Below are 20,410 nucleotides of genomic sequence, written 5' to 3'. Positions count from 1 at the left end.
GTTACGCAGACATCCCCGCCCTGAAGCGGTCCGGCGTTGCACCGGACCGGGCGGTCGTCAGGCCCCTCATCAGCGGTCAAGCGGTGCCCCGAGGCTCGGCGGCAACACCCCCCAGGTCATGCGTGCGACAGGGGGCAAACAGCCATACCGGACCCGGGGGCCAGGCGCCCCTTTTGCGGGGCCACGAGAAAGGTAACGGGGTGCGGGCGGCGGTCATCCGGTGAGTCCTCGCTTTCGGTCGGGGGCGTGCGGCGGTGTCATTTCGGTAAACGAGCCGGGTGTGGGGTGAGGTGCTCCCACCAGGTGCGTAGGGGGGCGGCGCCTGCGCCTTCGTGTGCGATGGAGCCGTCCAGGTGCCGGTCCGGCTGGCCCAGCAACTGCCGTTCGATGTCGCTGATGCCCTCGCGTTGCAGCAGTTCGGGGGCAGGGTCGTCGATGGCGGCGAGCCAGCGGTAGCCGTACTGCATCATGACCGCGAGCCGGGGATGGCCGGAGGTATTCCGGCCACCCGCGTGCCAGAGACGGTTCTCGAACAGCATGTCGTCGCACGACCCGACGTCGGGAGTAATGGCCCCAGGCGGGTCGATGGCCCCGGCGGGGACGGTGACGGGGCCGGTGTCGGTGTGGCTGCCGGGGACGACCATGGTGACGCCCGCGTCCGGGCTGAGCTCGCTGAGGTAGTAGGCGGCCTTGATCGACATTCGCCGGACGGAGTCGACGCCGAGGTCGCGGGTGGCAGTGCTCATGTCGCGGTGCCAGCCGTGCCGTTCGGGCACGCGGATGGTCCGCGGAGCACCAGACGGCATGGATGGGATGTGGATGAGGTTGCTGGACATCAGGTACACGTTCGGACTCAGCAGCGCGACGACGACGGGCAGCACGGTCGGGGTTGGCCACCAAGGGCAGGAAGGTGGTGTCGTCCATGGCCACGATGCCGCGGAAGCCGTCCTTGCCGTCCACGCTGCGGTCCCGGCCGAGCATGCGGTCGCTGGCGAGCAGCCGCGTTGCCGCGGCGGCGGCCTCCTTACGCCACTCCGGCGTGATGGCGTCACGCAGGACGACGTATCCATCGCGCTCGAACGCGTCGTGGATGTCCGGATCCGGTCGGTATGCCTTGTCGAGCGTCATGAGCTGCTCCCCTTGAGCAGGTGCGTGGCCTGGGCGCACAGGGTGGCGGCCGAGAGGCCGCTCTTGGCTTCTGGGTACGAGCGGCGCAGGGCGGCAACCGCGGCGGTCAGCTCGCGAGCCGGGACGTCGCCGGCCGAGGCGAGGACGATGTCCGGGATGCCGCGGTGGCTCAGCTAGGGCCAGACGGCGGCGCCGTCCGTGAGCTCCTCGCGGAAGGGGTCCGGCGGGAAGGCGGACCCGGGGTGCTTGTCGGTGATCAGCACGTTGACGCGGTCGCGACCGGTGAGCATGACGGAGAGCACGGCTGCGGCCCGCGTCGCGTCCGCCGGAGTGTAGACGTGCACGAAGCTGTCCTCAACGTCCAGGAGTGAGGAGGCCAGGCTGGGGTTCTGGTGCGTGTAGGTGTTGCGCCAGCCCAGCGAGGTGATCAAGTAGTTGACGGAGGGCAGACCGCCGTGTCCGGCGCGATAGCGCAGGCGCCGGTGCTTGAGGTGCTGGACGGGCAGGCTGGTGTTGACCGCGGCGAAGGCCTCGTACGTGGCGAGCAGGGCATCCCGGCCGGTCTCGGTGTAGCCCTGGAGCCAGCCGTGGCAGATCTCCTCGTTGAGAATTTCGACGGCCCAGGCCGACGACGAGCCGTACTCCGTCACCCGAAGGCGGTTGGAGGCGAGCTCGTCGGGACTGAACAGGCGGAAGGCGCCGTGCGCCGCGCGCTCGCGGATGACCGCGGACACATCCGGCCGGGACCGGAGCTTGCGTGCTGCCGGCGAGGTCGGAGGCGGGGCGGTCCCCGCCTCGGTCGGGGGCCCGGGCAGGGCTTGGCGGACCCGGTCGGTAGGACGGCCTTGGGCGGTGAACAGCTCGGCCGGCCGGTAGGAGGTCAGCCACGCCGTCAGTGCCGCGAGCTCGGCGTCGTCGTGGGCCTGGTTTTTCAGCGGCGTCTTGTGGACGGCCGGGGTTCCAGCGATCTGCCGTCCGGCCACCTGCACGGGGCCGGTGTGGCCATTGGGCATGGTCAGCACGATCACAGGCTGCGGCCCGGCCTCGTCCCGCGGGCGCACCCGGGTGAAGGCGGCGTCCAGCAGCCGGCGGAAGGCTGGCAGATCGGTGCCGTCGCCGATCAGGGGTGTGTATCCGAGGCCGGTGAAGTAAGCCTGGATCTTGCTTGTGCTCATGCCGGCGAGCAGGGGGGGCCGCCCATCTTCAACCCGTTGGCCAGTACGACGGGCAGCACCGCCCCGTGGTACCCGCTGCCGACGAGGGCGCGGCGGGCGAGCCACGCCGCGGCGGTCGCCCGGGTCTCCAGTTCTCCGTCGCCGATCAGCGGGACGACGAGACGGTGCGGGGCGTCGAGCGCCATGCCCTGCGCGACGGCGAGCGCGGGCCCGAGCTGTCCGCCGGTGTGCCGTACCCCGGGGATGAGCGGTGTGATCTCTCCGCCGAACCGCTCGGTGTGCGGGAAGCCTGTAATCAAGGCCCGCAGGTCGGGCATCGACCAGCCGGGCCCCTTCCCGGTCAGGTGCAGCGAGCCGTGAGGTAGGCGTGGGCGAGCGCGGACGGTCCGGCGTGCCCGGCGCCGTGCAGCACGATCAGTTCGCAGTCGGCGGGCCGCCAGGCGTTCAGCGGCCCGAGGTGAGCGAGCAGGTAGTTGACCGGCGGGCAGACTCCCCAGTGCCCACCCGGGGTGGCCTTGATGTCGCTTATCCTGAGCGGGCGGGCGAGGCGGGGGTTGTCGAGCAGGTAGAGCTGAGCGGCCGAGAGGTAGTTCAGCGCGCGCCACAGGGCGTCGATGGCTTGGTCGGGAACAGCATCGGCGGCCTGGCGTGCCGCGAGAGTCCAGTCGGGGAAGCCCAAGGGCGGGCCGGTCGGCCGGGACGCGGGGCCGGTGCCCGGGTCCAAGTCCGTTGTGGTGGTCATGTCGATCAGCTCCGGGTGCGGGTGGCGACCGCGTCGATGACGGCGGTGATCCGGGCGGTGCGGATGTCGGCGGTGGCCGATTCGGTGATCAGGTGCAGCATCTGGGCCTGCTCATGTGCGGGCAGCACCGACCAGTCCGGCTCGGCGCGCTCCAGCGCGGCGGTCAGGTCGTCGGGCACGCCGTGGGCGGCCCGCTCCCGGATGGGCTGCAGGGCGAGCGGAATGCCTGGTCCGTGGGGCGCGATCGTCGCGGTGGTCTCCGCGGGGACGGAGATGGCGGCCTGGCCGCGCACGGAGACGGCGACGGCGGTGCGGCCGCGGCCGTCGGGGAACGTGACGCGCAGCCGTTTGCCGCGCAGGCCGGTCGGTCCAGCGCAGGGCAGCAACAGCATGCTGCGGGTGCCAGCGCTGAGCGGGCGGGCGAGAACGTGCAGGGTCTCGGGTCCGGCCGGCAGCGGGAGCAGGGATCGGTGGTCACGGGTCGGGGCCGTGGAGACGGGCAGCGGGGGCTGGGTGACGGCGATGATGCCACCCTCTCCCCCGCTGGCGCGGCGGCGGCCTGGCTCGCGAACAGCAGGCGATCGGTGGTGGCCAGCAGACTGTCGGTGCTTCCAGCCGCCCGGGCCGCGCTCGGCGGGGAGGTGCTCGGAGGATGCGACGGTCAGGGCGAAGGACACCCGGACCGGCAGTTCGTCGGCGAGGCCGCGGCCCGAACCGGCGGCCGTGCTGTCGGGCGGTAATTCAGGCGTCGATGATGACGGGGATGATGAGGGGCTTGCGGCGGTGGGTGCGGAACGCCCAGTTCGCCACGGCGCGGGCGAGGAGTTGTTCGAGTTGGCGGGCGTCCCCGACGCCTTCCTCGGCGGCGGTGGCCAGGGTCTTCTCGATGACGGGGATGACCGGTTCGAAGGTGGTGTCGTCGTGGACGAAGCCGCGGGCGAGGAAGTCGGGGGCCTCGGCGAGGGCGCCGGTGTCCGCGTCGACGATCGCCACCACCGTGACCACGCCTTCGGCGGCGAGGGTGAGGCGGTCCTTGAGGGACGCTTCGGTGGCGCCGCCGACTTCCATGCCGTCCACGTAGACGTTGCCGGCGGGGACCTTGCCGGTGATGGATGCGCGTCCGTCGACGAGGTCGACGACGACGCCGTCCTCGGCGATGACGATCCGGTCGGGGTCGACACCGGTACGGATGGCGAGGTCGGCGTTGGCCCGCAGGTGGCGCCATTCGCCGTGCACGGGCATGACGTTGCGGGGTTTGACGATGTTGTAGCAGTAGACGAGTTCGCCGGCGCTGGCGTGCCCGGAGACGTGCACCTTGGCGTTGCCCTTGTGGACCACGTGGGCGCCCCACCGGGTGAGTCCGTTGATCACCCGGTAGATGGCGTTCTCGTTGCCGGGGATGAGGGAGCTGGCGAGCAGGACGGTATCGCCCTTGCCGATGCGGATCACGTGGTCGCGGTTGGCCATCCGTGACAGCGCGGCCATCGGTTCGCCCTGGGAGCCGGTGCACACCAGAGTGATCTTGTGGTCCGGGAGCTTCTCCAGCTCCTTCGTGGTCACGACCAGACCGGAGGGGACCTTCAGATAGCCCAGGTCACGGGCGATGCCCATGTTGCGGACCATCGACCGGCCGACGAAGGCGACTTTGCGGCCGTGCTGGTGGGCTGCGTCCAGGACCTGCTGGATGCGGTGCACGTGGCTGGCGAAGCTGGAGACGATGACCCGGCGCGGCGCGGTGCGCATCACCTGCTCGATCGCCGGGTTCAGCTCTCGCTCGGAGGTGGTGAAGCCGGGTACTTCGGCGTTGGTGGAGTCGGTGAGGAACAGGTCCACGCCTTCCTCGCCGAGGCGGGCGAAGGCGCGCAGATCGGTGATGCGGTCGTCGAGGGGGAACTGGTCCATCTTGAAGTCGCCGGTGTGCAGCACCATCCCGGCCCGGGTGCGGATCGCGACGGCGAGGCTGTCGGGGATGGAGTGGTTGACCGCCACGAACTCGCAGTCGAAGGGGCCGAAGCCACGCCGGTCGCCCTCCCGCACCCGCACCGTGCGCGGCCGGATGCCGTGTTCCTTGAGTTTGGCCTCCAGGAACGCGAGCGTCAGTTTGGAGCCGACGAGGGGAATGTCGGACCGCTCGCGCAGCAGGTACGGCACGCCGCCGATGTGGTCCTCGTGGCCGTGGGTGAGGACCACGGCCACGATGTCGTCCAGCCGGTCACGGATCGAGGTGAAGTCCGGCAGGATCACGTCCACGCCGGGCTGGGTCTCCTCGGGGAACAGCACGCCGCAGTCGACGATGAGCAGCTTGCCCGCGTGCTCGAAGACGGTCATGTTGCGGCCGATCTCACCCAGGCCGCCCAGGGCGATGACCCGCAGCCCTCCTTCCGGAAGGGGCGGGGCGGCTTTCAGCTCGGGGTGCGGATGACTCATACCCCTGACGGTACCCGGAAAGCGGGACAAGATGATCCACTGCCTGTGCGATCCAACGAGCGCTCGATATGACCCGCGCGGTGAAGACGTACGGGCGCCCAGGTCTGCATCCCTCTCCTCTGCCCCCTGCCCAGCCCCAAGCCAAGAGGTACTCCACGCCGCCATCCCCGGCATCCGCCGCCTCGGCCCCAGCCGCGCCGCATCGGCCGAAGTAACACGCAAAGGGCAGAACTCATTGCCCCGTCGGCAGTCAGTGTCTGCCTGTTCAGGCCGAGGTCGTCGGCTGCTCGCGGTTTGCTGCGCGCAGCTGCTCGTTGATGCGCTGGGCTTCTTCGAGCTGGTCTTCGAGGATGATGATGCGGCAGGCTGCCTCGATCGGGGTGCCCTGGTCGACAAGTTCGCGGGCGCGGGCGGCGATACGCAACTGGTAACGGGAGTAGCGGCGGTGGCCGCCCTCGGAGCGCAAGGGGCTGATCAGGCGGTGCTCGCCCAGGGTGCGCAGGAAGGCAGGGGCGGTGCCGAGCATCTCGGCCGCCCGGCCCATGGTGTAGGCGGGGTAGTCGTCGTCATCCAGGGGGGTGACGGCGTGCGGACTGCCAGGGGGCATAGACCTCTTCTTTCAGCGGGCGCGTCGGGGGGCCCGGGCGCCACGACGGCGCCCGGGCCCCGAGCTCTCAACACCATCTACCGGCCGACCGGGCCGGGCTTGTTGTCCGCAGGTCCCGCCTGGGAGGGCGGGGGTGCGGGGATCGCGGATGCGTGACCGGGGACCACCTTCCAATCCGGGGCCTTGCGGTACCCAGGCGGAGTGCTTCCTCGCCCGGGCGATCCTGATGGCGTCTCGCTCCTTACCTTCAGTTACTCGGTTGTACAGCTGGATACCACGGGTACTGCTCACGCCCCTCATGGGGTCGTGTCCTGCTTGACCTACCGGCACGGCAGTTCATGTCTGCCGTGCCCACTTCAACTTCCTGAGTACAGGCAGAACGGTACCCCCATAACGCCCCAATGTCTACTGTCGCCATGACAGGTTTTCTCTATGCCCGGGGCTTGGACTTCTTCCGCAGGTAGAGCCGGAAGAGTGATGTCCCGGGTTGAAGCCCGGTGCAGCAGGCACATCCTTGGGACCTGAACCCCTGGTCCGGGGCGGTGATGGACAGCGCACGAGCGACACGGGGCCGCCGAGGGTTCACGGCACAGACCATGGCCCCGGGCACGACCCCTGCAGCGGCCGGGCCGGCCGGCGGCACACTGAGCAGTTCCGTTCGCGGAAAGACCAGGCGAATGGCGTCTGCGTCACGTGAGGTGGGGCGGGACTGCCGTGTGGGGGCCGTGCCAGTCCAGGCACAGGACGGTGGCGTCATCTCGCGGCTGCCGACCGCCGTAGGCATCGGAGACCGCGCCGACGAGCGTGCGCACCACCTCACGGGGGTGTTCGGCGGCCGTGTCACGGAGAAGGCCGGCCAGGTCGACGGTGCGCGCTTCGCGTTCCTGCATGCCGTCGGTGTAGAGAACGAGGCGGTCTCCGGGGCGCAGGTCGATGTCTTGGACCTGGTAGGCGCCCTGCCAGGAGACGCCGAACGGCAGGTTCACCGCCAGGCGCAGTTCCTCGACCTTGCCCTCACGCAGCCGCAGCGGCCAGGGATGGCCGGCGTTGACGAGCTCGGCGCCGCTTCCGTCCAGGGCGACGCGCACCAGTTGTCCGGTGGCGAAGGTGCGCCGGCCGTGCTCGAGGAGAGCCTGGTGGCTCTGGCGGGCCTGTTCGGCCAGGTCAGCACCGGCGCGGCGGGCGCCGCGGGAGGCGTTGACCAGCAGGGTGGCCATCAGCGAGGCGTTCACGTCGTGGCCCATGGCGTCGGTTACGGACAGGTGCAGGGTGCCCTTATCGAGGGAGTAGTCGTAGGTGTCGCCGGCGATGTCGGAGGCCGGGACCAGCGCGCCGGCAAGGTCGAACTCGGGCGCCTCGCAGGAAGAGGCCGAGGGCAGCAGCTGACGCTGGATCTCCGCGGCCAGGCTCACCGTGGTGGTGCGGTTGCCCCAGTGGTAAAGGTCGGTGAAGCGGCGGTCGGTGACGATGATGTAGGCCAGCGCGTGCGCGGCCTCTTCGATCTCCTCCAGTACGTCCTTGGTGGTGTCGGTGAGGAACAGTTCCAGCACACCGATGGCGTCGCCGCGGTTGGTGACCGGGGCGAGTACCCGCTGCCCGTGCTCCGGCCCGTCGTGCGAGGCCTGGACCAGCTTCTGGGTGCGCAGGACCTGGTCGTAGACGCCGCTGCCGGCCAGCGAGACGTGTTCGGCCTGACGATAGTGCGGGGTAGCGGTGTTGTCGCTGACCCGCAGCAGGCGCCGGCCGACGACGTCGACGAACAGGAACGACACGTACCGCGCACCGAACCGCTCACGCAGGTTGCGCGCCACCACATCCAGCGACTCCACTGGTGCGGCGTCCTCCACCGCCGCCAGCACATCCGACAGCCCGACCCGATAACGCAGCACATCCGCCTCCCTGGTTACGCCCCTTCTTCCCGCGAAACGGCAAGCATCACCGCATTCTGGCGTTCAGCACGTCCCCCCTCGGGATGGTGCCGGTGTTCAGGTCCAGGCGCTCGCGCCGAGCCGAGGGACCCTGGTGGTGGCACAGCCGGCGTCGAACGGCCTGTGCAAGCAGCTCGCCGACCGCCCCCGGCCGCCCCCGGCCGCCCATGAGGGGGTCTCCCCCACGAGGAGGCCGACAATCGCCCCGCCTCGTCCTCGATTCCCTCCGGACACACCACAGCCAGTGGGGTGCCGGCCGCCATGGTGGCCCCCGACCGCGGAACCGGGAGCCCACTCCCCCAGCGACGTCGCCGCGCTGCCGGCGTCTGTCACCGGCAACGCGCGGGCCAGGCGGCGGCATTGAACCGAAGGAGGCCGAAATCGTTCTAGGTGAGCGGGCGGTCAGTCGCCTCGTCCGGGGTGTCGGTGAGGGTGATACGGGCGGTGATGTGCTTGCCGACCGGCTTCTGCTCGATGAGCAGGTCCTCGGTGACAGCCTTGACGATCTCCAGACCGTGTTGGCCGATCCTGTCGGGATCCGGCGCCCGGGCAGCCGGCACCGCGGGATCGCTGTCCCACACCACGATCTCCACGTCGCGGGTGGTGATGCGCAGCTCCAGGAGGACGGGGCCGGGGGCGTACTTGAGGGCATTGGTCACCAGCTCGCTGACCACCAGTTGGGTGAGGTCCCCCGACCGGGCGGGGACGCGCAAGTGATGGTCGCCGCGGGCGCGGTCGAGGAAGGCGACGGCATAGCGGCGGGCGTCCGCGATGCAGCCGGGGCCTCCGTCGAGGGCGTGGCCGGCGCGCATCAAGTACGCCGCCGGCCCCGTACAGCCATCGCCCACGCGGGATTCCACCTGTCGCCCTCGCTCCCCGGTCACGCGCGCCAGTACCCAGCGACGGCATGATCGATGCCACCGGCGCGCCAATCAGCACACCGGGCGCAGTGCATCCGGCGGCACCGGCGGGGCAGAATCACCCCCACACGTTGTGACCGAGCAAACCCGAGGTCCGGCGGGACGCCGACGATGGCCGGTGACACGATCGCCAGTTGCCTGGCAGGGAGCTTGGTGAAGCGTATGCCCAGGTGGCGGGTCATCGAGCGGTGAGGACGTGCGCCCACGGTTCATCGATGTCGGCCAGACCCAGCACGGCGACCACGTTGTCGAGCATTCCGGCGCCGAACCAGCGCCGTACAGCGTCGTCGTCGCGCAGCAGTTGCCGGACGGTGTCAACCTGCTTGGCGTAGCACCGGCGCACGGCCTGTGCCACCAGCGGCTCGCCAACGGCGCAGTTCGCGTGCATGAGGAAACGCAGGATGTTCCGGTCCGCGACGAGCGCGGCGTAGGCGTCGCGCGCGGCATCCAACGCCGCCTCGGGCGAGAGGCCGGCCGCGCCCGACGCCGGCGAGTGAGCGACCAGCGTGTCGGTCATGACGACCGACACGTGGTCGACCGCCGCCGCGAACAGCGCTTCCTTGTTCGGGTACAGGCGGTAGAGGTACGGCTGAGAGACGCCGACCCACGCTGCGATCTCGTGCGTCGTCGTACCGTAGAAACCTTTTTGCGCGAAGCAGTCGACCGCGGCGGCCATGATGGCCCGGCGTCGTTCGTCGCTCTTCGTGCTGGTACCGGCGGCAGGCATAGGCGTCAGTCAAACACGGCTCCCCTCAGCCCCCAAAAGTGACGCTGAGGTCAGAGTCGGACGGCACGTCGTCGGGTGTGAGCGCCTCGATCGCCACCAGCGGATTCCAGTAGTCCAGGTAGTGGGTGATGCGCCCGTCGTCATCGGTCCGCACGACGGAGATGCACACCTGCTCGTACGGCTTGCCGGTCGGCAGCGCCGTGCCCTTCGAGCGGAACTCGGCGATCACCAGACTCGGGTCGACGGTGTCGTGGAACACCAGGTCGACGAACTCGACGTCGAAGGTCTCGGGAAAGTTGCTCATGTGCGCGACCAGTGCGTCTCGCCCGGTCACCCTCTGGGGCACGCCGGCCGGCGCGTACGGGAACTCGAGCACCGCGTCTGGGGTGAACAGCTCCACCCATTCCTCGACGCGTCCCGCGGCGGTAAGGCGCAGGTGCTCGGCCAGGGCGTGCTGGGCAGCGGCCCGGCGGGCGGCGTCGTCTTCCTTGACTGTCATCTTCACTCCTACGTTAGTGGTCGACCTATAACCTACCACGCTGACAGCCGTTGCGGGTAGACGAGCAGCGGGTGACGCCAGCAGATCCCGATCCGGTTCACATGGAGGGAGGCGCCCAGAAAACGCCCCGCAGGCAGCAGGCTCACCTCCCTAGGGCGGCCCACACGACGACGGCGAGGCTGCCCACGGCGGTCAGGGCGCCCACGGCCGACAGCAGCCACCGGGCCCCCTAGCCCTCCCCCGCGACCGTGAGTCCGCCGCTGCTGAAGACGCTTGACAGACTTGATTCCACAGAATGCGGGTCTGGCACGCCCTGTGGCTGGAGCGCATCAACCGCAAAATCGCCCACCTCCGGCAGCGGCAGGCCGACGAGGAACGCGGCCGCCGGACCCGGCCCCAGCCCCCGGACTGGCTCGTCGAACTGCACACGGCCACCCGCGAGCCCCTCCAGGTCCACGGCGGCCAGTGCGGCATGACCGGCCGCTCACACCGCCCAGTCAGCCGCGACGAGGCCGCCGCCTCCTCACCACCGCGGCAGTGCCGCCCTGCCCGTTCTGCCGCCCCGACACCCAGCTGCACATCATCGGCGACTTATTAAGTGATCTGTCCCGAGTACGGGACGGCTTGGACGGCCCGGGTCGAGCGCCGGGCGGATGCAGTGGTGTGCTCGCCGCGGTGCCGTACGAGGGCCTGGCGGAGAAGAAGGGCCGCGTTCGCGCAGACGTCACGGTGACGTCTTGGCGAACGCCACAGCAGCCACTCCTATGACCTGTCCTGTGGGCGGTAGCGCTAGGTAAGCTGGTTTGTTCTGGCTCTCCAGAACAAACCAGCCGAGAAAGCCTGTTCGGGCCGTCCCCGCGAACGAGCAGGCCAGGCCCCTGCCGCTCGACGGGGGTCTGGTCGATGTTCGACAGCCCTTGTCGAACACCACGTGAACAGCTGTTCTTTCAGGCCGGAGGGACGGCCGACCACGGCCGTTCACTTCCGGCGCGGGCGCTCATCCGGCACGCGCTCCCTGATCGGTAGCCAGGAGGTTCCCTTTGAACGTCTCGAAGAAGGCTGTCTTCGCCGCCCTCACGGCGGTGCTCACACTCGGGCTTGGCGGTGCATTCGCACCCGCGGCCACGGCAGCCCCCATGACGGCCAAGGCCGTGGCCAGCCCGAAGAGCGTCATGGACTGCAACAACAACACCCAGCAGGGTGATTGGTACATTCCGGGCAACTTCGCCACCTGTGATGCCTGCCTCAAGCAAGTAGCCTGGGAAATTGACCACAATTCGGTGATTCTGTACACCTTCTACTGCACCTACAACCCGAGCCTGAGGCACTACGACCTGCACGGTCACAAAAACTTCTGAGTGCCTCCTACTGAGCGACCCGGCAACTGGTTCCTGCCCGAGGCCTCTCGCAAGGTCCTGGACGTGGCCCTCAGCGCCGTACGCGAGGACGAGCGGGCTGACTACGTGCAGCGCCTGGAGGAGATGCTGCGCGCGTACGGACCGGGCAGCACACCCGCCTCACACGGTCGGTACGCCCTGGTCGGCCAGCCCGAGAGCCTGATCCTCTGCGAGCGGATGGAGCCCGCCCCGTTCCACCTGCGCGGCCGGTGGAACGGGGAGCTGGATGACGTCCTGCTGGACGACCTCGAGTTCGCGTGGGGGCCGCGTATCCGCCTCAGCCGGTGAGCAGCCGGAAACGGACAGCGGGGCCGGACAGGGTGATCCTGTCCGGCCCCGCTGTCGTCAGGTCAGCCGAAGTCGAGCGACTCCTGTGCGAAGTCGGCCGGGACCGGGCGGGTGGGGGCGGTGGCGTGCTGTCCTGGCGTGCGGCCTGCCAGCGCTCGGTTCTGAGCCTATGAAAGCGGCATCAGGCGGGGCATCCTGGGCTTAACGGCCTTGCCACCCATACCTGTTGGAGCGGCCGGGGAGGGGGAACAGCGTGGACGCCAACGACCGTAGGGACCCGCCTCCGCAACCTACCCCATGTCCTCCTCCCGACCCCCGCCAGCTGGACCGGCTGGCCCGCAGGATGCTGACGGCCGCTCGGGAAGCGGCCCGGGAGCTGCGACGCGAGCCTCCGGACCCGGACCACCAGTCCAAGGCCCTCGACACACTGCTCGAGCAGGCACGGAGGCTGGTGCCCGACCTGCCGGACCACCCGCCAGCTGGAGCCGCAGCGCAGGAGGACTTCGTCCGCAGCGCCCTCACTCTCGCCGTACACCTGCGGGCGCGCAGCTGGGCCAAAGCCGACCTCGGCATCACCGGAGTGCCAGGTCAGCAAGACGTACCGCATCCCGGGGAGCGCGACACAGCCGATGCCTTTGACGTCCTGGGGCGGCTGATGCTGCCGCACGCCTCGACCGAGGGATGGACCGCCACCTTCGTCACCGACCTGGCTCGCGGCGACAAGACGCTGGAGACGGCGATCAAACTGGGCAAGTACATCCTGCACCCCACCTTCCTGGCTCTCACCGATGACACAACCCGCATCATCGGCACGGCCCTGCACAACATCAACGTGAGCCAACTCCACAAGCTGACCAACGCGCTGCAGCACTACGCGACCGCCGAACCACCCCACCCCGCTGCGCAACCGGCTTCGCGGGCTTTCCTCAAGGTGAAGCCCGAGGGGGAACGCCCGACGACACAGCGTTCGGCATCCTCAGGTTCGGAGCACTACCGTTTCAGGCTGGGAGCACCCCTGTCGTCGACCGACCGGTCCGATGGCGCCAAACTCACTCCCCCCAGCCCCCCGGCATCGCCATCCGCGGAGCCCCGGCGCCACCACCCTCGCTCACAGCGCCCCTCCGCGCCGGGATCGCCGGGCAGACCGCACCGACCCTGAGACGGCGCGCGGTCCCTTCCCCAGGACTCTGTCGCCGTGGTGTGCCGCATCACCGAACGCACTGCGCAGAGCATCGTCACCGACCTCGAACAGGCCGCCTACATACGCCGCGAACGCGAGGGACGGCGCACCCGCTACGTCGTCTGCGCAGACGGCACTCTCCGCCATCCGGCGGAGGCGCACGTGCCCGTGCAGGACCTGCTGGACGTCTTCACCGCCCACGACAGCCGGCGCTGACCAGCGCCCGACCGCCGGGCTGATTTCTCCCAAGGCTGCCTCGGAGCGGTTTGGCTCAACGATCGTCCGCCAGATCAGGCCTTTCCAAGATCCCCGACAGCGTCAGGCACTTGGCCGTCCGGCTTGCGGATCGAACGGAAGTGCTATCCGGGTGACTATCCTGCGCTTCCAGGTGGCGGGTGCCCGTCACCCAGAACAGGACGCACGATGACGACTCCCCCGCCCCCGATCAGCGAGCCCGACCCCTCCGCACTGACCTGCCCCGGCGACAAGGTCGGCCCCTGCGCCGTCTGCCAGCGCAAGACCCACAAGTACGGAAGCGGCGGGTCGCCGCTGTGCCAGTGGTGCATGGCACCGGTGCAGGAGAAGCGGGGCCCGGGCGTGCGCCACATCAGCACGCGCGGGTAGGCAGCCGCGGCAGGATCAGCTGGCGGTACGACCGTGCCCCTACTCGGTCGGGTGAAGCCGCCGCTGCGGGAGAACTGCGGTGAGTGCCGGCGCGTCGTGCCGTACGGCTTCAAGATGTCCGGCATCGGGCGCGAGTTCGGTGTCCACGGCCTCAACGCCTACCTGGAGACCAAGACCGTCTTCGCCGCCTGACACAACCGGGGCGCCCCAGACAGACCTGGGGCGCCCCGACCAGACCTCGCGCCGCCCCAGACCCGCGCCCGTCCGGTGCGAAAGGAGCGCATGTCTGCGGTCAGTCGGAGGACTGAGGCTCGATCAAGCCGCTGCCGGCACGGCGGCCTTTGCTGAGGTCAGCGGCGTACTCCGTTCGTGCACTGCCGACGGCGTCGGCCCATTGGGTGGCGGCTTTTATGCCGACGCCGAGGACTTGTGCCCGTTGCCGTCGTCGCCTCGTGTCGTCCGTAGCCCAGCCGCAGGCGGAACGGTGAGCGGCCGCATGTGCCGGGTCAGGTCTGGTGTCTGCGTTGCAGCAGGCGCCGCCCGACCAATGCTGCGGCCAGGACACCGAGGGCGATGAGCGCGTAGAGCTGGTAGCGGGTGATCTCGTCGTAGAGGGTGGTGATGTGGGTGCCAGCCGCGTAGGCCAGCGTCGTCCACAGGCCGACCCACAGCGCGGCACCGAGCGCGTTGAAGAGGAGGAAGCGGCGCCAGCGCATGCCGCTGGTCCCGGCGATGATGCCGTTGGCCTGGCGCAGCCCCTCGACGAAGCGGGCCACGACGACGATCCAGCCCCCGTGGCGGGAGAAGAACATCTCCGCCTTGCGGAAGCGTTCGGGGGTGAGGAAGACGTAGCGGCCCCAGCGGTGGACGAAGGCGCGGCCACCGGAGCGGCCGATCAGGTAGCCGACGTTGTCGCCGGCGACGGCCGCGACGAACGCGATCACCGCGACGGCCACGATGTTCAACCTGCCGGCCCCCGCGTAGATGCCGGCGGCGATCAGAATCGTCTCGCCCGGGGCGGGGACGCCGAAGTCCTCCACGAAGACCACGGCGCCAACACCCCAGTACCCGTAATGACTGAGCAGCGGAGCGAGGTGGGCCAGCGGGCCCGGCAGGGGCGGCGCCATACCTGCACCGTACGCCGCGCCCCCGAGCCGGCACGCCGCTCAGCAGGGCAGGTCAAAGATGACTCCCCGCCACTCTTCCTGCCATGACAGTCAGCCCCTGGGTACTCGGCGAGCGCCGTCCGGGAGCGGCTCGCAGGCAAGCCTGTCTGAGGGCAGGCTTGAAGTGTGTCCTCCTTTGCCTCGTCCGCCGTGCTGCTGGTGGGAAACGAGCAGGTCCCCGTCGAGGCCGAGCTGGGCGAGCTGACGCCGCCCAAGGGCTCGCAGTGGGCCGGCCTCCTGCACGGCGTGCCGCAACGGCTCGCCGCCGCGATGCAGCGGGGCGCGGAGGCCCGGTTGTGCTGGCCCGACGGACAGGAACGCAGCGTGCGGCTGGCAGGAGTGCCCCACACGGACGCCCAGGGGCATCTGCTCGTGGCCATCCTGGGGGAGGGAGCTCTGCCCGCCGGGTGACGCCGCGGACAGTCTGAGGTGGACCGTGGACGGGTGCGCACAACACCTACGAGACGCGTCCTGGCGGACCTCGCCCGTGCCCTCGGCCTGGACGTGCACACGGTGGCGGAACACGTGCTGAACCTGGCCCAGGCGCGCCCCGTCCCCCACACGGTGACCGATGAACTGCAGCGGGTCCTGGCGCGGTACCGGACGTGAGACGGCGGAGACGAGGTTCACCCGGCGCCCGAAGAGCGTTGACCCAGCGTGCTCGAGCCGGGACGCTGGGTCCATGGAAATCAGCGTCGGGAAGGCGTCCGGCGGCCGGTTGCGTATCTCCAGCAGGATGACGCCCGGCCGGATGATCATTCCGGTGGCGGGCGAGGTGGATCACACGACAGCCCCGCAGCTGCGTGCCGCACTGCTGCCCGCCCTGACCAGTGGGGCCCGGCAGGTAGAACTGGACTTCACCCAGGTGTCCTTCTGCGACTGTTCCGGACTCAATACCCTGCTCGACGCCTATCACCATGCCCGGCAAACGGGTGTCTGCTTCGGCGTTTCGGGTCCGCTCACGCCAGCGGTCGCGCGGCTGTTCGCCCTGGCCGAAGTGGAATCCGTACTCGCGACGCCTCCCCGGTCGTGGCCCTGGCCACGGCAGGCACGGTGAGCCGACCGTCACACGGCGACAGGAGCCGTCAGGCGGGCAGGCGGGCGGCGAGGACGGCGACGTCGTCGCCGTGGTCGGCCGCCAGCCCGGTGAGGAGCTCGTCGCAGAAGACCTCCAGGGGCTCGCGGGCCAGAGCGGCCGCGTGCTGACGCAGCCGCGTCAGGCCCGCATCCAGGCCCTCGCCGCGGCGCTCGATCAGCCCGTCGGTGTAGAGCAGCACCGTGGAGCGGGCGGGCAGCGTCTCGGTGGCGTTCGGGCGCGGCTCGTCGGGGTCGACACCCAGCAGCAGGCCGTGGCCGCCGGTCAGATACCGGGTGTCACCGTCATGGGTGATCAGCAGCGGTGGCGGGTGTCCGGCACTGGAGAACTCCAGCATCCACCCACCCTCCTCACGCTCCCCCAGCAGCCCGTACAGGCAGGTCGCGGTCGCGTGCGGATACCCATCCCCGATGATCATCGTGGTGTGGCCGGTGGGCAGGGTGAAGCTGTCGTACCAGTCGCCGCCGACTTCGGCGGTGGCCGCGGCAGGGTGGTAGCGGGCGGCCAGCCGCAGCGGCCCCGTCTCCGGCAACGCGGGCAGGAGTGAACGCTGGAGGCGCTCGGCGATGTGCTGGGTCTCCTGGTGCAGCCGCGCGTTGTCCACCCCCAGCGCCATCCGGTGTGCCAAATCCTCCACCATCGCCAGATCACTGCTGGTCAACGGCGCCCGTCCGGCGCCCCGGCCCACCGTCACCGCACCCAGCACCTGGCGGCGCGCCCGCAGCGGAGCCACCACCGCGGTATCCGTGCCCAGGAGCGTGAACAGCTCCAGCTGCCGCGCATGCAGCGGATCCGCCGCCTGCCCGAAGGCGGGCAGGTCCGCCGACGTCAGCAGCAGCGGACCGGCCCCGGCCAGCACCCTCGCCAGCGGCCCCACCGGCACCTCCGGCACGGGCGGCAACTCCCCCGTCAGCCCCCCCGACCGGCAGCACATCCGGATCGTGGTGCACGACGCTGACCCGGCGCGGCCGGCCGTCGCTCTCGAGCAGATCCACCGCCACCCAGTCCGCCAGCTGCGGCACCAGAATCCGGCACACCCGGCCCAGACCCTTGCGCGAATCCAGCGTGCTGGACAACGCCGTCGTCGCCTCCGCCAACAGCGTCAACCGGTCCAGCGCCCGCTGCACCACATCATCAACCTCAAACTCGTCCACCGCCTCCGCCTTCCCCACCCAAGGCCTCCTGCCACCTCAAAGCCCCCACGGCGGGGCCGGCAATCCCTCAGTAGTGTTTTCCAACCTCGCTGCCGTTGGTTTCGTCGATGCGCCGTTGCAAGTAGGCCTGGTGCATGTCGAGCCGACTTGAGCGAGTGCGGCGTCCGGTGACCATGTCCTGCCAGAGGGCAGCGCGTGCGTAGCGCTGCATGGTGCGGCCTGGCAGCGGGAGCGAAGCTGGAGTCGGAGACGAAGGAGCCGTAAAAGCGCTTCTCCCGATGGCGAGGGCTCCGGCTGGTCAGCAGCCCTTGAAGTGCTTGTCCGCGGACCAGCCGGTGTTGGCCCAGGACTGCGGAGCCGCGGGGGTGAAGCCGGGGAACTGCTTTGCCAGTTCGGTGAGCAGCCAGCTGGTGAAGCGAGCGGCACCCTGCGGGCAGGTGTGGATGCCGTCGACGCTGCGGTCGGCCTTGCCGTCCTTGATCTGCTGGTAGGTGCTCCCCCACACCGCGTGGGCGTCGAGCACGCCGGCCCGGCCCGAGGAACCCGCCGCGACCGCTTGGGCGGCGTCGGGCGCGCGATTCAGGTCTGCCATGTGCGGCTTGTAGAAGTCGTCGGGCTTGATCGGTGGCGCGGTGACGAAGACCAGTTTCGCGCCGGCCCCAATCACCGTGGTCAGCAGCTTGTCGTAGGCGGCCCGCTGCTCCTCCCTGCTGCCCCAGTCGTAGGTGGTGAGCTGGTAGACGACCGCGGTGGGCTTGGCGGAAGTGATCTGCTGGGGCAGCTTCTTCCAATTGTGGTCGGAAAACGGTCCAACGACGTTCCCGCCGCCGTCCGCGGCGATCGATTGGAACGCGACGCCGCCGGCCTTGAAGGCGGCAGCCAGGGGAAGCGCCTCGCCCGCCGCGATGGAGTCGCCGAGGAAGAGCACCTTGGACAGCCCCGGTCCGGCGGTCGAGCCGGTCGCAGTCTTGGACGGTCCCTGCCCGCCGGGCGCGTCGGTCGCCGTGGACCGGCCGGTCACGGTCGACTGGCCGGAGCAGGCGGCGGTCAGCAGGAGCAGCCCTGTCAGGCCGACCACGAGGCTTCGTGTCCTGGACCTGGTCGGGGTCTTGGTCATGGCCTTGGGTGGGGTCTTGGTCATGGCTTCGACGGTGCCGTGGCCGTGTCCCGGCGCCTCCGCCGCCATGTCGCGGTTGTGTCGCAGGAAACCGCCTGCTCCGCCGGGCCGGCCCGGCCGTGTCCATACTCGACGCGTGGCGGCGATTCTGCTCATCGAAGACGATCCCCTGGTACGACGCGGGCTCCAGCTCGCGCTGCCCAGACACGGGCACGACATCCGCACGGCGGACACCGGCGAGGACGGGCTGCATGCGTTCCGTTCCTCCACGCCGGACCTGGTGGTACTCGACCTGATGCTGCCGGGAATCGACGGATTCGAGGTGTGCCGCCGCATCCGGGCGGCCGGCGAGACACCCGTGATCATCATCACCGCGCGGGGCGACGACTTCGACGTCGTGGGCGGCCTGGAGGCAGGCGCGGACGACTACGTCGTCAAGCCGGCCCAGCCCACCGTGCTCGACGCACGGATCCGCGCGGTGCTGCGCCGCACCACCGGCACCAGCACCCCCGACGGTGTTCGAGTCCACCACGACCTGCACATCGACACCGGGGCGTTGACGGTGTCGTTACGCGGCGAGCCGGTGATGCTGACGCCGACCGAGCTGCGGCTGCTGCTGACCCTGTCCCGGGCTCCCGCCCGGGTGTTCAGCCGGCAGCAGCTGCTGGAGGAGGTCTGGGAGCACGACTACCTCGGTGACTCCCGGTTGGTCGACAACTGCGTGCAGCGGCTGCGGGCGAAGATCGAGGCCGATCCGGCGGCCCCGGAGTACGTGCAGACGGTGCGCGGGTTCGGCTACCGGTTCGGACCGGTATGACAGGGAGTCTGTGGCCGCGTGGACTGCGCGTCCGGCTCCTGGTCGCCTTCGTGCTGACGACCGTGCTCGGTGCCGCCGCGGCGGCCTGGTCGAGCGCCGGATCGGCGAGTACCGCGCTGGTCACCTCGACGCAGCGGAGGCTCACCGACCTCATCGCCGGCCAGATCGGCGCGATCACCCCCCAGTTGACCTATCCGCCGGACCAGGACGCGCTCGACCGGCTCCGCGCGGCCGTCGGCGCCGACACGCTGGTGACCTACCGGAACCTGCGGTCCGTGGACGGCGCGGACACCGATCTGGTCACCGACGTGCTGCGCAGCGCCGTACGCACCCGGAACCGGCTCGTCACCCAGCGGATCACCGCACGCGGCAGGCCTTGGCTGCTGGTCGGCACGCCCGTCACGATCACCGCGCCCGACGGTACGCGCGCCCCGTCCGGCATCGAGGTCTACGCCGTGCGCGACCTCACTGGTGATGAACGGCAGATCGGCGGCCTCGCCAGGTCCGCCGTCAGCACCGCCGCGTTGGCGCTGCCGCTGGCGGTGCTGCTGGCGCTGTTGGCCGCCGGCAGCGTGCTGCGCCCGGTGCGGGAACTCCGCGACACCGCGCGTCGATTGGCCTCCGGCGACCTCGACGCGCGGTCGCCGCCCCAGGGGGCCGACGAGCTGGCCGAACTGACCGTCACCATCAATGAGATGGCCGAGTCGCTGCAGACGTCGATGGGAGCGATGCGGCAGATGCAGGCCGACGCCAGGAGGTTCGCCGCCGACGTCTCGCACGAGCTGCGCACCCCGCTGAGCACGCTGACGGCGGTGGTGGAGGTGCTGGCGACCGCGGCCGACGGGATGGAGCCGGACGCCCGGGAGTCCGCGCAGCTGGCGATCACCGAGACCCACCGGCTGGTCCGGCTCGTCGAAGACCTGATGGAGGTGTCCCGCTTCGACGCCGGCACCGCCCGACTGCGGCTGGAGGAGGTCGACGTGGTCGGCGCCGTGCGGGACTGTCTGCGCGCCCGGGGCTGGCTGGACCGGGTGCAACTGGTGGCAGGTGAGGAGATCCTGATGCGGCTGGACCGGCGTCGGCTGGACGTCATAGTGGCCAACCTGGTCGGCAACGCACTGCGGCACGGTGAACGGCCGATGTGCGTGCACGTCCGGGCGTCCCGGGAGCGGGTGTGGATCGAGGTCACCGACAGTGGACCAGGCCTGCCCGAGCATGTGGTGCCGCACGTGTTCGACCGCTTCTACAAGGCCGACGCCGCTCGCACCCGCACCCCCGGCAGTGGGCTCGGGTTGGCGATCGCGCTGGAGAACGCCCGTCTGCACGGCGGCGACCTCACCGCGGACAACGCCGATGGTGGCGGTGCGCGGTTCGTGCTGCGGCTGCCGCAGGACCTGGAGGACCTGTGAAGCGGATGT

The 20,410-nt window shown here is 70.2% G+C and carries 26 protein-coding genes and 1 pseudogene; 12 read left to right on the top strand and 15 right to left on the bottom strand.

What is annotated here, in order from left to right:
• Positions 1–257: 257 nt before the first annotated feature.
• The 12 genes and pseudogenes from ACIRVK_RS39955 to ACIRVK_RS39900 all read right to left on the bottom strand — a co-directional run bounded on the left by ACIRVK_RS39955 (position 258) and on the right by ACIRVK_RS39900 (position 10,153).
• Entirely contained in the window at positions 258–836 is a 579-nt protein-coding gene (locus ACIRVK_RS39955) for a phytanoyl-CoA dioxygenase family protein (protein ID WP_404256123.1), read from the bottom strand.
• 288 nt (positions 837–1,124) lie between these two features.
• Positions 1,125–1,277: a hypothetical protein gene (locus ACIRVK_RS39950; protein WP_404256132.1), complete on the bottom strand. Its 153-nt coding sequence runs from the start codon at positions 1,275–1,277 to the stop codon at positions 1,125–1,127.
• Between the two features lie 24 nt (positions 1,278–1,301).
• Entirely contained in the window at positions 1,302–1,778 is a 477-nt protein-coding gene (locus tag ACIRVK_RS39945) for a hypothetical protein (RefSeq protein ID WP_404256130.1), read from the bottom strand.
• Between the two features lie 216 nt (positions 1,779–1,994).
• A pseudogene (locus ACIRVK_RS39940) lies at positions 1,995–2,620 on the bottom strand (phosphoketolase); the annotation flags it as partial.
• Positions 2,621–2,643: 23 nt separating this feature from the next.
• The gene (locus tag ACIRVK_RS39935; protein ID WP_404256121.1) at positions 2,644–3,045 is read right to left on the bottom strand and encodes a hypothetical protein; all 402 of its coding nucleotides are present in this window, start codon (positions 3,043–3,045) and stop codon (positions 2,644–2,646) included.
• A gap of 5 nt (positions 3,046–3,050) precedes the next feature.
• The gene (locus tag ACIRVK_RS39930) at positions 3,051–3,722 is read right to left on the bottom strand and encodes a hypothetical protein (RefSeq protein WP_404256119.1); all 672 of its coding nucleotides are present in this window, start codon (positions 3,720–3,722) and stop codon (positions 3,051–3,053) included.
• A gap of 64 nt (positions 3,723–3,786) precedes the next feature.
• Positions 3,787–5,472, bottom strand: a complete 1,686-nt coding sequence (locus ACIRVK_RS39925; protein WP_404256117.1) for a ribonuclease J — start codon at positions 5,470–5,472, stop codon at positions 3,787–3,789.
• A gap of 265 nt (positions 5,473–5,737) precedes the next feature.
• A complete protein-coding gene (locus ACIRVK_RS39920; protein WP_404256115.1) occupies positions 5,738–6,079 on the bottom strand; it encodes a MerR family transcriptional regulator in 342 nt (113 codons plus the stop codon).
• A gap of 689 nt (positions 6,080–6,768) precedes the next feature.
• Entirely contained in the window at positions 6,769–7,968 is a 1,200-nt protein-coding gene (locus tag ACIRVK_RS39915) for a PP2C family protein-serine/threonine phosphatase (protein WP_404256113.1), read from the bottom strand.
• Between the two features lie 425 nt (positions 7,969–8,393).
• Positions 8,394–8,819, bottom strand: a complete 426-nt coding sequence (locus ACIRVK_RS39910) for an ATP-binding protein (protein ID WP_404256127.1) — start codon at positions 8,817–8,819, stop codon at positions 8,394–8,396.
• 286 nt (positions 8,820–9,105) lie between these two features.
• Positions 9,106–9,654 (bottom strand): TetR/AcrR family transcriptional regulator, encoded by a 549-nt coding sequence (locus ACIRVK_RS39905; protein WP_404256111.1) that lies wholly within the window; start codon positions 9,652–9,654, stop codon positions 9,106–9,108.
• Positions 9,655–9,679: 25 nt separating this feature from the next.
• Positions 9,680–10,153, bottom strand: a complete 474-nt coding sequence (locus tag ACIRVK_RS39900) for a nuclear transport factor 2 family protein (RefSeq protein WP_099918068.1) — start codon at positions 10,151–10,153, stop codon at positions 9,680–9,682.
• A gap of 295 nt (positions 10,154–10,448) precedes the next feature.
• On the opposite strand from ACIRVK_RS39900, the gene ACIRVK_RS39895 reads away from it, so the two are divergent.
• The 7 genes from ACIRVK_RS39895 (at position 10,449) to ACIRVK_RS39865 (ending at position 13,834) form a co-directional block, all read left to right on the top strand.
• On the top strand, positions 10,449–10,751 hold the full coding sequence (locus tag ACIRVK_RS39895; RefSeq protein WP_404256109.1) for a DUF6233 domain-containing protein: 303 nt from the start codon (positions 10,449–10,451) through the stop codon (positions 10,749–10,751).
• 442 nt (positions 10,752–11,193) lie between these two features.
• Positions 11,194–11,511, top strand: coding sequence for a hypothetical protein (locus tag ACIRVK_RS39890; RefSeq protein ID WP_404256107.1), 318 nt, complete (start codon positions 11,194–11,196; stop codon positions 11,509–11,511).
• Positions 11,512–11,838 (top strand): hypothetical protein, encoded by a 327-nt coding sequence (locus ACIRVK_RS39885; RefSeq protein WP_404256105.1) that lies wholly within the window; start codon positions 11,512–11,514, stop codon positions 11,836–11,838.
• A gap of 451 nt (positions 11,839–12,289) precedes the next feature.
• Positions 12,290–12,997 carry a hypothetical protein gene (locus ACIRVK_RS39880; RefSeq protein WP_404256103.1) on the top strand — a complete coding sequence of 236 codons (708 nt, stop codon included), beginning with the start codon at positions 12,290–12,292 and terminating at the stop codon, positions 12,995–12,997.
• 36 nt (positions 12,998–13,033) lie between these two features.
• Positions 13,034–13,234, top strand: coding sequence for a hypothetical protein (locus ACIRVK_RS39875; protein ID WP_404256101.1), 201 nt, complete (start codon positions 13,034–13,036; stop codon positions 13,232–13,234).
• 207 nt (positions 13,235–13,441) lie between these two features.
• A complete protein-coding gene (locus ACIRVK_RS39870; protein ID WP_404256099.1) occupies positions 13,442–13,642 on the top strand; it encodes a hypothetical protein in 201 nt (66 codons plus the stop codon).
• Between the two features lie 33 nt (positions 13,643–13,675).
• Positions 13,676–13,834, top strand: a complete 159-nt coding sequence (locus tag ACIRVK_RS39865; protein ID WP_404256097.1) for a hypothetical protein — start codon at positions 13,676–13,678, stop codon at positions 13,832–13,834.
• 314 nt (positions 13,835–14,148) lie between these two features.
• On the opposite strand, the gene ACIRVK_RS39860 is transcribed toward ACIRVK_RS39865, so the two are convergent.
• Positions 14,149–14,769: a DedA family protein gene (locus tag ACIRVK_RS39860; RefSeq protein WP_404256095.1), complete on the bottom strand. Its 621-nt coding sequence runs from the start codon at positions 14,767–14,769 to the stop codon at positions 14,149–14,151.
• Positions 14,770–14,934: 165 nt separating this feature from the next.
• Here ACIRVK_RS39860 and ACIRVK_RS39855 point away from each other — a divergent pair, with 165 nt between their 5' ends.
• The 3 genes from ACIRVK_RS39855 to ACIRVK_RS39845 all read left to right on the top strand — a co-directional run bounded on the left by ACIRVK_RS39855 (position 14,935) and on the right by ACIRVK_RS39845 (position 15,865).
• Complete coding sequence (locus ACIRVK_RS39855) at positions 14,935–15,219, top strand: hypothetical protein (protein WP_404256093.1); 285 nt, start codon at positions 14,935–14,937, stop codon at positions 15,217–15,219.
• Between the two features lie 33 nt (positions 15,220–15,252).
• The gene (locus ACIRVK_RS39850; RefSeq protein WP_404256091.1) at positions 15,253–15,417 is read left to right on the top strand and encodes a hypothetical protein; all 165 of its coding nucleotides are present in this window, start codon (positions 15,253–15,255) and stop codon (positions 15,415–15,417) included.
• Positions 15,418–15,490: 73 nt separating this feature from the next.
• Complete coding sequence (locus ACIRVK_RS39845; protein ID WP_404256089.1) at positions 15,491–15,865, top strand: STAS domain-containing protein; 375 nt, start codon at positions 15,491–15,493, stop codon at positions 15,863–15,865.
• Between the two features lie 28 nt (positions 15,866–15,893).
• On the opposite strand, the gene ACIRVK_RS39840 is transcribed toward ACIRVK_RS39845, so the two are convergent.
• Together ACIRVK_RS39840 and ACIRVK_RS39835 are read right to left on the bottom strand one after the other, a co-directional pair.
• Positions 15,894–16,796, bottom strand: coding sequence for a PP2C family protein-serine/threonine phosphatase (locus tag ACIRVK_RS39840; RefSeq protein ID WP_404256087.1), 903 nt, complete (start codon positions 16,794–16,796; stop codon positions 15,894–15,896).
• A 560-nt stretch (positions 16,797–17,356) separates the two neighbouring features.
• Positions 17,357–18,199, bottom strand: coding sequence for an SGNH/GDSL hydrolase family protein (locus ACIRVK_RS39835; protein ID WP_404256085.1), 843 nt, complete (start codon positions 18,197–18,199; stop codon positions 17,357–17,359).
• 112 nt (positions 18,200–18,311) lie between these two features.
• Between ACIRVK_RS39835 and ACIRVK_RS39830 the strand changes: the two genes are divergently transcribed.
• Both ACIRVK_RS39830 and ACIRVK_RS39825 read left to right on the top strand, forming a co-directional pair.
• Complete coding sequence (locus ACIRVK_RS39830) at positions 18,312–18,992, top strand: response regulator (protein ID WP_404256083.1); 681 nt, start codon at positions 18,312–18,314, stop codon at positions 18,990–18,992.
• The gene (locus ACIRVK_RS39825) at positions 18,989–20,401 is read left to right on the top strand and encodes an ATP-binding protein (RefSeq protein WP_404256081.1); all 1,413 of its coding nucleotides are present in this window, start codon (positions 18,989–18,991) and stop codon (positions 20,399–20,401) included. The genes ACIRVK_RS39830 and ACIRVK_RS39825 overlap by 4 nt, the downstream gene beginning before the upstream one ends.
• Positions 20,402–20,410 lie beyond the last annotated feature (9 nt).

Origin of the sequence: Streptomyces sp. NPDC101152 (assembly GCF_044768275.1) — a bacterium.
Lineage (GTDB): Bacteria > Actinomycetota > Actinomycetes > Streptomycetales > Streptomycetaceae > Streptomyces.
Note: the sequence above shows the minus strand (reverse complement) of the source record. Positions and strands in the feature narration are given on the sequence as shown.

Excerpts from the sequence above, each read along its gene's own strand:
- ACIRVK_RS39955 (WP_404256123.1), bottom strand. The coding sequence starts at position 836 with ATGTCCAGCAACCTCATCCACATCCCATCCATGCCGTCTGGTGCTCCG.
- ACIRVK_RS39935 (WP_404256121.1), bottom strand. The coding sequence starts at position 3,045 with ATGACCACCACAACGGACTTGGACCCGGGCACCGGCCCCGCGTCCCGG.
- ACIRVK_RS39925 (WP_404256117.1), bottom strand. The coding sequence starts at position 5,472 with ATGAGTCATCCGCACCCCGAGCTGAAAGCCGCCCCGCCCCTTCCGGAA.
- ACIRVK_RS39920 (WP_404256115.1), bottom strand. The coding sequence starts at position 6,079 with ATGCCCCCTGGCAGTCCGCACGCCGTCACCCCCCTGGATGACGACGAC.
- ACIRVK_RS39910 (WP_404256127.1), bottom strand. The coding sequence starts at position 8,819 with ATGCGCGCCGGCCACGCCCTCGACGGAGGCCCCGGCTGCATCGCGGAC.
- ACIRVK_RS39905 (WP_404256111.1), bottom strand. The coding sequence starts at position 9,654 with ATGCCTGCCGCCGGTACCAGCACGAAGAGCGACGAACGACGCCGGGCC.
- ACIRVK_RS39900 (WP_099918068.1), bottom strand. The coding sequence starts at position 10,153 with ATGACAGTCAAGGAAGACGACGCCGCCCGCCGGGCCGCTGCCCAGCAC.
- ACIRVK_RS39895 (WP_404256109.1), top strand. The coding sequence starts at position 10,449 with ATGCGGGTCTGGCACGCCCTGTGGCTGGAGCGCATCAACCGCAAAATC.
- ACIRVK_RS39870 (WP_404256099.1), top strand. The coding sequence starts at position 13,442 with ATGACGACTCCCCCGCCCCCGATCAGCGAGCCCGACCCCTCCGCACTG.
- ACIRVK_RS39860 (WP_404256095.1), bottom strand. The coding sequence starts at position 14,769 with ATGGCGCCGCCCCTGCCGGGCCCGCTGGCCCACCTCGCTCCGCTGCTC.
- ACIRVK_RS39845 (WP_404256089.1), top strand. The coding sequence starts at position 15,491 with ATGGAAATCAGCGTCGGGAAGGCGTCCGGCGGCCGGTTGCGTATCTCC.
- ACIRVK_RS39835 (WP_404256085.1), bottom strand. The coding sequence starts at position 18,199 with ATGACCAAGACCCCACCCAAGGCCATGACCAAGACCCCGACCAGGTCC.
- ACIRVK_RS39825 (WP_404256081.1), top strand. The coding sequence starts at position 18,989 with ATGACAGGGAGTCTGTGGCCGCGTGGACTGCGCGTCCGGCTCCTGGTC.